Here is a 12,321-nt window from a genome sequence, read left to right as displayed (position 1 = left end):
TATGAGTAAAAAACGTTATGCTATTGTTTTAGATACAAAAAAGTGTTTAAACTGTAAGGCCTGCACCGTTGCTTGTAAGTTTGAAAACGGTGTGCCTGTAGGGGATGAAACATATAGAATTTGGGTTACAGCTCTACCTTTGCAAGGTGAGTACCCAAATTTACATCAGGAATATCAACCTTCTCAATGTCAACATTGTGAAAATACACCTTGTGCAAGTGTTTGCCCAACACATGCTACTTATAAAACTGAAGAAGGTGTTGTTCTTGTTGATTATGATAAATGTATTTTATGTAAAGCGTGTATGACAGCTTGTCCATATGATGCAAGATTTGTTAGTGAGCATCATAAGGCGGTTGAGAAGTGTACTATGTGTTATCACAGATTGGGCGAGGGTAGAGAACCTGCATGTGTTGAAACCTGTCCAACAAAAGTTAGGGTATTTGGCGATCTAAACGATCCAAATAGTAAAGTTAGCAAGCTACTTGCTTCAAGAGGTTTTTATCAGCTTAAACCAGATAGAAATACTCGCCCAAGATTATTTTACTTAAAGTAGGAGGATATTATGGCAGCACATGTTGAAAAAAAGTCGCTTTTTACATTGAATAAAGATATACCAGCTTACCCTTTTATAATTTTAGGGTTGATATTACTTGCGATTGGCGGAATAGCTGTTTTGCAAGTATTGTTAAAAGGTCATGAAGCTGTTTATGGTGTTACAAGAGAGGTTCCTTGGGGGCTTTTAATAGCAACCTATGCATATTTTGTTATTACCTCAACAGGACTTGCTTTTATAGGTGGTCTTGGCCATGCTTTTGGATATGAAAAGTATGCAAAAATGAGCAGAAGAATTGTTGTTATGGCGTTTGTTATCCTTCTTGCTGGTTTTACTCAAATTGGTATGGAGATTGGTCACCCTATCAGACTTATGATATATCTGATACTGTCTCCAAACTTGAGAGCACCTATTGTATGGATGGGTGTATTTTATAGTATCGAGCTTGTTATTTTAGCAATTGAGCTATATATGGTGTTTAATCCAGATAAAGTGAGCCATTCAGCTTCTGCAGTAGTAGGGTTTTTTGCACTTTTAGTTGGTACTGTTGCTACAAGTAACCTTGGATATGTTTTTGGAAGTTTGAATGCAAGGCCATTTTATCATGGGATTTACTTCTCAACTTTCTTAGTTATTTCTGGTATTACAGCTGGAGCTGCAATGTTGATGCTCATTCATAATATAGTTTATAAAGGAAGAATCCCAAGCGATCTTGAAGATTCAATGACTGCTCTTGGCAAACTTATGGGACTTGGTATTGGTTTGATGATATTCTTATATTTCTGGAAAATTATGTCATCACTTTATACAGAACCTAAAGGTGCTTACGAAGCTGTGCTTGCAATGCTTAAAGGGCCTTTGAGTGTGAATTTCTGGATTGGTGAGGTTGGTTTGGCTGTTGTTTTGCCTCTTCTTATCATTGTTTTTACAAAGGCAAGAAATATGAAGGCACTTGGTTTTGCTGGATTTATCTATATGATAGGACTGTTCTTTACAAGATTTGACTTTATTGTAGCTGGTCAGCTTCCTCCAATGAGAGCTGGTTATGAAGGTTCTGGAGTTCACACAACAATTTCTGGTTTGGCACATTATTCACCATCAGCTGGTGAATGGATGATATTTGCTCTTGGTTGGGGTGTATTTCTTTTCCTTTACTTTGCAGCAGAAAAATATCTTAATCTTGAAACAGAGCATCATTAAAAATAAAGGGGCTTTAAGGCCCCTTTTTTTATTTTAAAATAATGGATAAATTGAGTAAAAAATTATTTTGAGCAGTTACTAAGTAAAATTAAGATATCATAAAGAAGTAAATGTTCAAATTCCAGATTACTTCGCTAAATTTATCCCACTGGTAACATTAATCATATGAAAAATCTGATTTTAAAATTAATGCATATTTAGATAGTAGGTTTTTATTGAGTTTCATTATGAAATAATGTAAAAAAATAATCTGATTTATTTTAAAAAAGTATTGATTTTGAACATATGTTTATTATATTAATCTGTGAGGTGAGTGATGGCAAGACCAAGTAAAACAAGAATGGTTGCTTTTAAACCTATTTACTATGAATTTAAACCGAAAGGTGTACCAAGTACGGAGTTAGAAAAAATTGGATTAACACTCGATGAATTGGAAGCGATAAGGCTTGCAGATTATGAAGGATTAGATCATGAAGAGGCTGCTGAGCTGATGGGGATATCGAGACCAACCTTTTCTAGATTGGTTGAAAAGGCTAGAAGGAAAGTTTCTGAGATGTTTATAGAGGGGAAAGAAATAGCTATAGAAGGTGGAAGTGTAGAGTTTGTTAGAAGACATAGATGTAGAAGATGTGGAAAAGAGACTGGTTTTTTAGGTAGTAAACATAAGTGTAGACCAGAAGAAGGGTAAAAATAATATAAATAAGGAGGTGAGTTATGCCAGGATTTGATAGGACTGGACCAAATGGTGAAGGTCCAAGAACAGGTAGAGGTTTAGGTAGATGTAATGGAAACAGGGTAGAAATTAACAATACTGAAGTAAGCGAGTATCCTGTAAGATTGAGAAGAAGGCTTAGAGATGCATCATGCACCCACGAAGGTGGGCATGGAAGAAGCCTTGGTCGTGGAATGGGAAGAGGTTTTAGAAGGCACTGGAGGTAAATCTTGAAGATTGGTGTTATTAGTGGCAAAGGGGGAGCTGGTAAAACCTCCTTTGCCATATCACTTTCTGAACTGTTATTAAATAAAGGGTTTAAAGTGTTGCTGGCTGATTTGGATGTTGAAGAGCCAAATTGCAATCTATTTTATAATCTGACTTTAAATTATGATACCGTTTACACTTATGTTCCTGGTCATATAAAGGAAAACTGTACATATTGCAGAGAGTGTTCAGAAAAGTGTTTATTTAAGGCACTTGCTGTAGCAAAAGATTTTTGGATGCTTTTTCCTGAGTTGTGCCATGGTTGTAAAGCTTGTGGATATGTTTGTAGATTTGGAGCTATTAAAGAGGATAAGAGAGAAATTGGAAAGATTGGAGAAGTAAAAAAAGATAATTTTTATTTTATTGAGGGGAGATTAAATATTGGTGAGGTATTAACAACAGCATTGATTAAGCAGGTAAATAAAAAAATCAATAAACTCGAAAAAGATTTCGATTTTGTTATTATGGATGCGCCTCCTGGTACATCTTGCCCAGTTATAGAAACCGTTGATAATTGTGATAAAATAGTTGTTGTTGTGGAGGATACACCTTTTGGATTTAATGATTATAAGTTGATACATGATTTAATGGCTGAGCTTGATAAATCATATTATTTAGTGATTAATAAATATATCGATGGTAAGGAGATTGAAGAGTTTGCATATGAGAAAGGGGTAGAGGTAATTGCAAAAATACCTTTTAGTAAAGATGTAGCGATTGAATATTCTAAAGGTAGTTCCATCCTTAAAATTATAAAAGGGAATTTAGAAGGTACTTTAAAATATATTTCAAATTGAGGTATGAAGTGAAAGAGATTGTTGTTATTAGCGGAAAAGGTGGAGCAGGCAAATCTACAATAACCGCAGGACTGGCTTATTTTTTATCTCAGAAGGATATTGTAGTAGATGCAGATGTTGACGCAGCTGATATGCATATACTTTTAGAACCTAAAATTTTAAAGAAGGATAAATTTTATTCTGGTTTGAGATTTGAAATAAATCAAGAGAGATGTGTAAAATGTAATAGATGTTATGAAGTTTGTGAGTTTGATGCAGTTAATTTTGATGGTGATACTTATTTAATCGATAAATTATCTTGTGAAGGTTGCGGCTTTTGTAGTTATGAGTGTAAAGCAGAAGCAATCAACAGTTATGAAAAGTTAACAGGTGAAAAGTATATTTCAATTACAAGATTTGGAAACAAAATGGTTCATGCAAGGCTTTTTGTTGGTGAAGAAAATAGCGGTAAATTAATTGCGGAGATTAAAGCTGAAGCTAAAAAGATTGCAGAAAAAGAGGGTAGTGAAATCATATTAGTGGATGGACCTCCTGGTATAGGGTGCAATGCCATTTCTTCATTAACAAATACAAATACTGCCATTTTAGTTGCTGAGTCTACTGAGTCGGGTTTTCACGACATAAAAAGGTGTTGGGAGCTTGTTTCATATTTTAAATGTAAGGTGGGATTGATTATAAATAAATTTGGTTTAAATCCTGAAATAGATTGTAAAATTATAGACTATTTTAGTGATAAAAATGTGGAGTATATAGGCAAAATAGATTATTCAAAAGTTGTTGTAGAAGCTTTAAAAAGTAAAAAAGTATTGCCAGAATATGATCATTATTACGTAAAAGTTTTTGGTGAATTTTTTGATAAGATTATGGCAATGTAGGAGGGTGAAATGAAAATATTAATAACAGCTTTAAATGATGATTTAAATAGTAAGTTGGACACAAGATTTGGTCGTGGGAATTGGTGGTATATTTATAATACTGACGAAGAAAAAGGTGAGTTTGTGAATAACGATAAAAATGCCACATTGGCTCATGGTGCTGGCGTACAGGCAGCTTCAGATATCATTAATTTAGGAGTAAATGTTTTAATAACTGGGAGTGTTGGGCCAAAAGCCTATGAAGTTTTGAAAAATAGTTGTATAAAAATGTATAAAGGTTATGCAGATTTAACTATTAAAGAGAATTTAGACGCATTTTTAAAAAATAGCTTGGAAGAGATCCATGGACCATCTAGTCCACATATGGGATAAAAGGAGGCGGTTATGAAAATAGCTATACCATTGGATTATAATAAAAGGATAAGTGATCACTTTGGGCATTCACAATATTTTTTGGTAGCTGAGTTTGTTGATAATCAAGTAAAGAATAAAAATATTTTTGATGCACCAGATCATCAGTTTGGTTCATATCCTATGTGGTTAATATCACAAAATATAGATGTTTTGATCTGCAAAGGAATAGGGCATAAAGCTGTCGAAATTTTAAATAACAAAGGTGTAAAAGTTATTACTGGCGTTGAAAGCGCAGATCCTGACGAAGCTCTTGATAAGTTTGTTAAAGGTGAAGTTACAAGTACTGGTGCCTTTTGTGAAGGTGGTTCATCCTGTCATTAAAATTTTTGTAGGAGGTGGTGTGTGAAAAAGGTAGTTATTATTGGTGGAGGACCTACTGGAAGAGTAGTTGTACACAGTTTACATGCAGCAGAAGGGGAGTTTGATATTACTCTCATTAAAGATGAAGAGATAAATGTAAACAGATGTGCAGTTCCATATGGGATTATAGATAAAAAACCGGTAGAAAAATTTTGTATTCCAAATTCACTTGTTACAGATTTTGGTGCAAAACTGGTAATTGATACAGCAACAGAGATTAATACAGAGAATAATTTTGTATTAACAGAAAAGGGGGATAGATACGATTATGATTACTTACTTTTAGCAACTGGTTCAAAACCTTTTATACCACCAATAGAAGGGGTTAACCTTGGAAATATTACAACTGTAAGATCAAAGCAAGATATGGAGAGATTAAGAGAGTTTGCTAAAAAATATAAAAAGTGTGTTATCGTCGGTGGTGGATATATTGGTGTTGAGGTTGCAGTTGTTTTAAAGAGATTGGGATTGGATGTAACAATTGTTGAGATGCTGGATCATATTTTGCTGGCTACTATGGATGATGATTTTGCAATTGAGGTTGAAAATCATGTGAAAGATGAAGGGATAAATGTAGTAACCGGTGATAAAGTGATTGCTTTTGAAGGTGATGAATCTGTTAAAAAAGTGGTATTAGAAAGTGGTGAGAAGATAGATACTGATTTTGTAGTAATTTCTGTGGGAGTAGTTCCAAATGTGGAGTTAGCTGAAAAATCAGGGATCGAGGTTTCAAAATTTGGGGTAAAAACGGATGAATATCTAAGAACCAATATAGAAAATATCTTTGCTGCTGGTGATTGTGCTGAGAAAAAATCCTTTATCACTAAGAAACCTACACGTGGGGAATTTGGTACGAATGCTGTTTTTATGGGTAAAGTGGTTGGAGCTAATATTGCTGGTAAAAATGTAAAATTTCCAGGAGTAATAAATGCTAATGTTTCTACAGCATTTGAATACAGTTTTGGGTCAGCTGGTTTGATAGAAAAGGCTGCGAAAAATGAAGGGATTGATGTTGTAGTTGGGGAATCTGAGGTAATGGATATGTATCCTATGATGGATGGTGTTAGCAAGATTAAAACAAAGCTTGTATTTGAAAGAAGTACTGGGAAATTAATTGGTGGTTCTGTTTTAAGAAAAGGGCATTGTGTTGCTGCAAATGTTGATTTTATCTCTTTTGCTATACAAAAAAGTGCAACGATAGAAGAAATTTTGGTTCATCAATATTCTACTCATCCTGAACTTGCTGCTAAACCTTCTGATAATATTTATGTTTTTGCTGCGAAAGATGCTTTGAAAAAGATGTAGAGGGTGTGATTGCTTAAGTACCTTAGATTGCTTTGTTGATGCTCGCAATGACTGCATTTTGGGGTCATTGCGAGCGAAGCAATCTTTTATTTGATAACGAAGTATTTTGCCTCTGGGTGATAAACTATAACAGCACTTGTTGAATATTCAGGAACCATCTCATAATTTTCTGTGATTGTAACACCTATCTCTTTGCTATTTAAGAGATTACATATTAATAGATTCCCTTCCAAATCTGGACAAGATGGGTACCCAAAGCTGTATCTTTTTCCTTGATATTTCATGTTTAATATTTGCTCAACGGATAAATTTTCTTTTTCTATATTTAATTCTTTTCTTATTACACTATGCCAATATTCAGCTAAAGCCTCTGTAAGCTCAGTAAAAAAACCGTGGTAAAGAAAATACTCTTTATATTTGTTAGATTTGAAAAGAGATTGTGTGTATTCAACAGCCTTGTCACCGATTGTAACAAGTTGTAGAGGTAAGACATCGTATATTTCACTTTCTATATCATTGAAATAATCGGCAATACATAAGTATGGCTCAACTTTTTGTCTTGGAAACTTGATAGTGGAAATATTTTTTTCATTCTCATCAAAAACAAGCAGATAATTCCCATTACTTTTAACTCTAAAATAGCCGTATGCAACCTGAAGGTTGCAGATTTTATTTTCTGTTACATTCTTTTTGATTTTTTCAAGCTCAGGGTAAGCGACCTTTTTTAATAGGTTTGTATATTCTTCATCAGACATATCTTTCTTTTTATAACTCCATCTAGTATTAAAAAGTGTGTTTAAATTCATAAATTTTACTACTTCATTAAAATCGATGTCTTTTACAATTTTTGTCCCATAAAAAGGTGGTTTAGGTGGGTTTTCTACAGGTTTTATATCACTTCTCATTTCGATATCCTCCTCATTAATTGTTACATTATTCTGTTTAACATTTTTAACCGGAGTTATTTTTTCATCTGATTTACCGTTATTATCAGAGAGGAATTTAATAGCATCAAAAGCGTCTCTGCAGTAAAAAACTTTACCTTTTAAAATAGGTTCACATTCATTTTTTACATAACCTTCGGTTAGAGCTGCTCCACCTAAAAGTATTTTTGTTTTTAGTTGTGAGCGCCTTATTTCTTCAATATTTTCTTTCATAACTATAGTAGATTTAACTAACAATCCACTCATTCCTATTGCATCTGCGTTTACTTCTTTTGCTTTTTTTATCATTTCTTCTACAGGAACTTTAATCCCAAGGTTATAAACTTTGTAACCGTTATTTGATAAGATAATATCTACCAAGTTTTTCCCTATATCGTGTACATCCCCTTTAACTGTTGCTAGTACAATTACTCCTTTATTTTCGTCATCTTTTTTATCCATAAACTTTTCCAAGTATAGCACACTTTTTTTCATAACTTCAGCTGACTGTAATACAAATGGAAGCAGCATTTTCCCTGCACCAAAGAGATCTCCAACCTCTTTCATAGCGGGAATAAGAATTTTGTTTATTATTTCTATTGGCTTGTATTTTACCAACAAATTGTCAAGTAGTGATTCAAGTTTAGATTTATCACCAGAGATAAGTTTATTTTTCAATTGTTCTTCTGGTGGTATATTAATTGAATCGTTATCTTCTTTAATATCTGTTCTTTTTGAAAAATATTCTAAAAAATTTGTTAATGCGTTTTCTTTGTTGTAAATTAAATCTAAACAGAGATTTAACTCTTTTTCATTAATTTTGTGGATAGGAATAATTTTTGCAGGGTTGACAATAGCTAAATCTAAGCCATATTTCACAGCTTCTTGTAAAAATACAGAATTCAAAACTTCTCTTGCATTTGGTGATAAGCCAAAAGAAACATTGCTCACACCTAATACAGTTTTTGCACCTTTTAATTCACTTTTTATCTTTTTGATTGCTTCTAAAGTCTCTTTAGCTGCGGTTTTTAGTGTTTCATCACCGCTACCAATTGAAAAGGTTAAAGGGTCAAAAATTATGTCTTCTGGGTTAAAATTGTAATCTTGAGTCCAGATATTATATATTTTTTTTGCAATTTCAAACTTTTTCTCTGCAGTCATTGCCATACCTTCTTCATCAATAGTAAGTGCAATGACAGCAGCTGGATGTTTCCTAACAATTTCTAAGATTTGGTGAAGTTTAGTACCACCATCTTCAAGATTTATAGAATTGATTACAGGTTTGCCTGCGTATCTTTTTAATGCTTCTTCTAATACTTTTGGCTCGGTGGAATCTATAACTAAGGGTATATTTATTGCATTGTTTAACATGCTAACAAATTTTGCCATATCTTTTGTTTCATCTCTTCCAGCGTAAGCCACACAGACATCTAAAAGATGAGCACCGTTGTTTTCCTGTTCTTTTGCAACGGCAAGCATCCCGTCAAAATCTTCAGCGATCAAAAGCTCTCTAAATGCTTTGCTACCGTTTGCATTTGCTCTTTCACCTATCAATGTGGGAGGTGGTTCTTGACGAAGTTTAGTGGATGTATATAGGCTTGAAACTTCACCTTGATATTCGTATTTAACTTTGGGTTTCGGTTTAAAGCTATTTGCTACCATTCTTAATGCTGCAATGTGTTCATAGGTTGTTCCACAACAACCACCTATGAAATCAAGGTTAAATTGTTCACATAAATCAGCCATTATTTCAGCCATTTTTTCAGGCGTTAAATCATAAATAAATTTTCCATTAATGTTTTGAGGTAAGCCAGCATTAGGGATACATGAAATTTTTCTATCCCATAATTTAGCAAGTTGGCTTAAAGGTTCGTACATAAGATCAGGACCAACTGCACAGTTTATCCCTAAAGAAAAAATTGGATAATCTCTTAAAACAGTTATTACTGCTGATAAATCAGTTCCAAGTAGCATGGTACCATTTTGTTCTATTGTAACAGAAACAGATACTGGTATATCTAAATTTTTTTCATCTAAAAGATCAAATGCTGCAATTACAACAGATTTTACTTGTAACAAATCTTGACAAGTTTCTATAAGTAGTAAGTCAACTCCACCATCTATTAGCCCTAAGATTTGTTCTTTATACATTTTATAAAGGTCATCAAAGCTTATTTGTGATAAACTTGGTAGTTTTGTTCCTGGTCCTATTGAGCCAGCAACGAATTTGTTGTTAAATTTATTAGCAGCTTTTCTAGCTATTTTTGCAGCATTTAAATTAATTTCATAAACTTTATCTTCAAGACCGTATTCTGATAAAACTAATCTGGAAGCGCCAAAACTGTTTGTTTCAACTATGTCAGCTCCTGCTTCATAGAATTTTGTATGTATTTCTTCTATTAGTTCGGGGTAGGTAAGATTCAAAATTTCGTTACACCCCTGTTTGCCAGACCATTTGTCAGAGGGGATATCGTACTGTTGTATCGTAGTGCCCATTCCACCATCAAATAAAAGTATTTTGTCCGATGTATAATTTCTTAACATTGCCACCTCTAAATTTTTTGTAGGTATTTATCAGGGTTATCTATCTATTTCAATAGGATATTTGATTTATTTGATAATAACAACTGTTTTTTAATAATGATGTTTTAGAGTTTTATCTGAATGAATTTTTGTGGTTAAAAAATAGTTGATTTAAAATTGATTTAACATTATAAAACCTAAATAATACAAATCAGGAGTGATGTTATGTTTAAATATATTATATTGTTTTTATCTTTTATTGTTTTTATTGCATGTTCACAAAATACTATTAAAGAAGAAAGCACCAATACTAGTAATAAAGAAACAGTAACTAAGCAGGAGTTAGCTACTAAAGAAAACCCACATGAAAACATTGAGAAAAAAGTTGAAAGAAAAATAGTTGTTCCAGATGAAGTTGCCAAGCTTTACAAAAGTGTAATTATTACTGTTAAGGATAATGTGGAGAAAAAAGATTTAGATACTGAAATCATAATTGGCCAAACATCAGAGGTTTCAGGGACCCCATTGGCAATTCAGGTTGAGGCGTTTTTACCAGATTTTGTTATGGATGAAACTGGGGTAATGACATCAAAAAGTAAAGATGAAAATAATCCGGCAGTGAAAGTAAAAATCTACAAAAATAAAGAGTTAGTTTTTGATGGTTGGGTTTTCGGTAAATTCCCAACAATGCACGCTTTTACAGATGATAGATATTCTGTTGTTTATAAAGGTGCTGTAAAAAAATAGTTTAGAAAAAGTAGTGGTAAACCCAGTCTAAACGTCCTCTTTTTAAAAAATACATACCGCTAAATTTCATTATCTCTTTAATCTTTTGGCGGTATTCTGGTTTATAGCAGTGGATATGACAATGTTTACATTGAGGTTTTGGGTCGAGAGGGCATTTTTCGTTTCTTTTTAAGGCGTATTGTAAAAGTTCGTAACATTCCTTGCAATAACCATCTTTATATTCAGTTATACCATTTTTGAGATGATTTTTTTTGCAATAAACTTTGATAAATTTTTTTAATATTTTTGCATCTTTCTTTACTCTTTTTGCTTTACTCATCTCTCTTTTAAACATAATCAATACCTCAAATTAATGCTTTGTATGTCAAAGTACTTTCCCTTATTAAAAGGGAAAGTACTTTTTGGTTAGTAGTTTATACCAGCAGGTTTAATATTTGAAGGATCAAAAGCGTGACATGGAGTTACTCCGTATGTCATATTGCACTTTGGACATTTTGATTCAAATGTCTCCATTACGAACTCTGTATTGCAATTATCGCAATTTTTTTTCATAGGCATTGGCATAAATTGATTACTAAACCCCATCGCTCTAAGCTTGTTTACTACTTGTTTCCCATTTTCAAAAGTTCCGCTGCAACCTTCATGCATGGTTTTCCTCCTGTTATATTTTATTTATGATTTCTCCATCTCTTAATTTATTTCTAACTGTTAATAATTTATTATCCAATTCTTCAAGGTATGGAAGTACGCTTTTTTCTTCCAAAGTTGTTTCAATAATTTTATTAACCTTACCGTTTTTTATGACTAATCTTCTGTTTGCTAATAAGGCAAGTATTGGGTCATGAGTAGACATTATAACTATTTTATCTTGTTTTACTAAAAGTTCTAAAGCTTTTTTTCTGTTTATCCCAGCGTTTTCTATTTCGTCAATTAAAACAATTGGTGATTTTGATAGAAGAGCAGTATCAGCTATCATCAAAGCTCTTGACTGCCCACCACTTAAAGAGGTGATAGGTGCATCAATATCAAACTGTTCACCTGCTAATTCATTTGCAGTGTTAAATATTTCCATAACAACTTTTTCAGTATTTTCTACCATCCTACTTTCTGCATGAAGAAAGAGAAATTCTTTAACAGTTAAATCTACAACAAAATTCATGTTTTGCGATAACTGAGCTACAAGTTTTTTGTCAGTGGCATATCTTAATTCTAATGGGGGCTCTTTACCGTTTATTAAAATTGTTCTTTTTGTGATTGTATCTTTTTGGGCTAACCACTCTATGTCTGCAAGTAGTCTACTTTTGCCAGAACCAGTTGGTCCAACAACCGATATTATTTCCCCTTTATAAATGGTTAATTCTAAATTTTCTTTATTACCATGTTTGTCGTAACCGCCTAAAATAGTAAGGGATTCAACAGCGTAAATATCTTCTTCATCTCTGATTTCTTCAATTTCATCAATAAGTGAAAAGATTGTTTGCTTTATTTCCTCGATTGTTACTCCATGCTCTTGTAGTTCATCTTCGTTTAGGTTCTTTAAAAACTCATCAAGTTCTACGTTTGGATTTTCAATTTTAATATTATAACTGTCCAATATATCGTTAATATATGGGTACTTTTCCAATAAAGTGCATATTTTCAT

General features: G+C 32.9%; 14 protein-coding genes. 10 read left to right on the top strand and 4 right to left on the bottom strand.

Features of this window, described 5'->3' with window-relative positions:
* Position 1 precedes the first annotated feature (1 nt).
* From DEFDS_RS08500 to DEFDS_RS08460, 9 genes are all read left to right on the top strand, one after another.
* On the top strand, positions 2 to 556 hold the full coding sequence (locus DEFDS_RS08500; RefSeq protein ID WP_013008394.1) for a 4Fe-4S dicluster domain-containing protein: 555 nt from the start codon (positions 2 to 4) through the stop codon (positions 554 to 556).
* Between the two features lie 9 nt (positions 557 to 565).
* Positions 566 to 1,756 carry an NrfD/PsrC family molybdoenzyme membrane anchor subunit gene (gene nrfD, locus DEFDS_RS08495; protein ID WP_013008393.1) on the top strand — a complete coding sequence of 397 codons (1,191 nt, stop codon included), beginning with the start codon at positions 566 to 568 and terminating at the stop codon, positions 1,754 to 1,756.
* A gap of 316 nt (positions 1,757 to 2,072) precedes the next feature.
* Positions 2,073 to 2,444 carry a DUF134 domain-containing protein gene (locus DEFDS_RS08490; RefSeq protein ID WP_013008392.1) on the top strand — a complete coding sequence of 124 codons (372 nt, stop codon included), beginning with the start codon at positions 2,073 to 2,075 and terminating at the stop codon, positions 2,442 to 2,444.
* A 26-nt stretch (positions 2,445 to 2,470) separates the two neighbouring features.
* Entirely contained in the window at positions 2,471 to 2,695 is a 225-nt protein-coding gene (locus DEFDS_RS08485; RefSeq protein ID WP_013008391.1) for a DUF5320 domain-containing protein, read from the top strand.
* Between the two features lie 3 nt (positions 2,696 to 2,698).
* Positions 2,699 to 3,532, top strand: coding sequence for an AAA family ATPase (locus tag DEFDS_RS08480; protein ID WP_013008390.1), 834 nt, complete (start codon positions 2,699 to 2,701; stop codon positions 3,530 to 3,532).
* 8 nt (positions 3,533 to 3,540) lie between these two features.
* On the top strand, positions 3,541 to 4,407 hold the full coding sequence (locus tag DEFDS_RS08475; RefSeq protein WP_013008389.1) for a P-loop NTPase: 867 nt from the start codon (positions 3,541 to 3,543) through the stop codon (positions 4,405 to 4,407).
* Between the two features lie 9 nt (positions 4,408 to 4,416).
* The gene (locus DEFDS_RS08470) at positions 4,417 to 4,779 is read left to right on the top strand and encodes a NifB/NifX family molybdenum-iron cluster-binding protein (protein ID WP_013008388.1); all 363 of its coding nucleotides are present in this window, start codon (positions 4,417 to 4,419) and stop codon (positions 4,777 to 4,779) included.
* Positions 4,780 to 4,791: 12 nt separating this feature from the next.
* Positions 4,792 to 5,142, top strand: coding sequence for a NifB/NifX family molybdenum-iron cluster-binding protein (locus tag DEFDS_RS08465; RefSeq protein ID WP_013008387.1), 351 nt, complete (start codon positions 4,792 to 4,794; stop codon positions 5,140 to 5,142).
* Between the two features lie 21 nt (positions 5,143 to 5,163).
* A complete protein-coding gene (locus DEFDS_RS08460) occupies positions 5,164 to 6,486 on the top strand; it encodes an NAD(P)/FAD-dependent oxidoreductase (RefSeq protein ID WP_013008386.1) in 1,323 nt (440 codons plus the stop codon).
* 86 nt (positions 6,487 to 6,572) lie between these two features.
* Here the strand turns inward: DEFDS_RS08460 and metH are convergent, their stop codons facing one another.
* Complete coding sequence (gene metH / locus DEFDS_RS08455; RefSeq protein ID WP_013008385.1) at positions 6,573 to 9,953, bottom strand: methionine synthase; 3,381 nt, start codon at positions 9,951 to 9,953, stop codon at positions 6,573 to 6,575.
* Between the two features lie 204 nt (positions 9,954 to 10,157).
* On the opposite strand from metH, the gene DEFDS_RS08450 reads away from it, so the two are divergent.
* Complete coding sequence (locus DEFDS_RS08450; protein ID WP_013008384.1) at positions 10,158 to 10,679, top strand: DUF2155 domain-containing protein; 522 nt, start codon at positions 10,158 to 10,160, stop codon at positions 10,677 to 10,679.
* 1 nt (position 10,680) lies between these two features.
* Here the strand turns inward: DEFDS_RS08450 and DEFDS_RS08445 are convergent, their stop codons facing one another.
* The 3 genes from DEFDS_RS08445 to DEFDS_RS08435 all read right to left on the bottom strand — a co-directional run bounded on the left by DEFDS_RS08445 (position 10,681) and on the right by DEFDS_RS08435 (position 12,321).
* The gene (locus DEFDS_RS08445) at positions 10,681 to 11,013 is read right to left on the bottom strand and encodes a nitrous oxide-stimulated promoter family protein (protein ID WP_231841015.1); all 333 of its coding nucleotides are present in this window, start codon (positions 11,011 to 11,013) and stop codon (positions 10,681 to 10,683) included.
* 71 nt (positions 11,014 to 11,084) lie between these two features.
* The gene (locus tag DEFDS_RS08440; RefSeq protein ID WP_013008382.1) at positions 11,085 to 11,327 is read right to left on the bottom strand and encodes a hypothetical protein; all 243 of its coding nucleotides are present in this window, start codon (positions 11,325 to 11,327) and stop codon (positions 11,085 to 11,087) included.
* A 13-nt stretch (positions 11,328 to 11,340) separates the two neighbouring features.
* Entirely contained in the window at positions 11,341 to 12,321 is a 981-nt protein-coding gene (locus DEFDS_RS08435) for an ATP-binding cassette domain-containing protein (protein WP_013008381.1), read from the bottom strand.

This window comes from Deferribacter desulfuricans SSM1, assembly GCF_000010985.1.
In the GTDB taxonomy this organism is placed as follows: Bacteria; Chrysiogenota; Deferribacteres; order Deferribacterales; family Deferribacteraceae; genus Deferribacter; species Deferribacter desulfuricans.
This window is presented reverse-complemented; position numbering and strand designations above follow the sequence as displayed.

Coding starts and splice junctions, on each gene's coding strand:
- DEFDS_RS08500 (WP_013008394.1), top strand. CDS start 2: ATGAGTAAAAAACGTTATGCTATTGTTTTAGATACAAAAAAGTGTTTA.
- nrfD (WP_013008393.1), top strand. CDS start 566: ATGGCAGCACATGTTGAAAAAAAGTCGCTTTTTACATTGAATAAAGAT.
- DEFDS_RS08490 (WP_013008392.1), top strand. CDS start 2,073: ATGGCAAGACCAAGTAAAACAAGAATGGTTGCTTTTAAACCTATTTAC.
- DEFDS_RS08485 (WP_013008391.1), top strand. CDS start 2,471: ATGCCAGGATTTGATAGGACTGGACCAAATGGTGAAGGTCCAAGAACA.
- DEFDS_RS08470 (WP_013008388.1), top strand. CDS start 4,417: ATGAAAATATTAATAACAGCTTTAAATGATGATTTAAATAGTAAGTTG.
- DEFDS_RS08465 (WP_013008387.1), top strand. CDS start 4,792: ATGAAAATAGCTATACCATTGGATTATAATAAAAGGATAAGTGATCAC.
- metH (WP_013008385.1), bottom strand. CDS start 9,953: ATGTTAAGAAATTATACATCGGACAAAATACTTTTATTTGATGGTGGA.
- DEFDS_RS08450 (WP_013008384.1), top strand. CDS start 10,158: ATGTTTAAATATATTATATTGTTTTTATCTTTTATTGTTTTTATTGCA.
- DEFDS_RS08445 (WP_231841015.1), bottom strand. CDS start 11,013: ATGTTTAAAAGAGAGATGAGTAAAGCAAAAAGAGTAAAGAAAGATGCA.
- DEFDS_RS08440 (WP_013008382.1), bottom strand. CDS start 11,327: ATGCATGAAGGTTGCAGCGGAACTTTTGAAAATGGGAAACAAGTAGTA.
- DEFDS_RS08435 (WP_013008381.1), bottom strand. CDS start 12,321: ATGAAAATATGCACTTTATTGGAAAAGTACCCATATATTAACGATATA.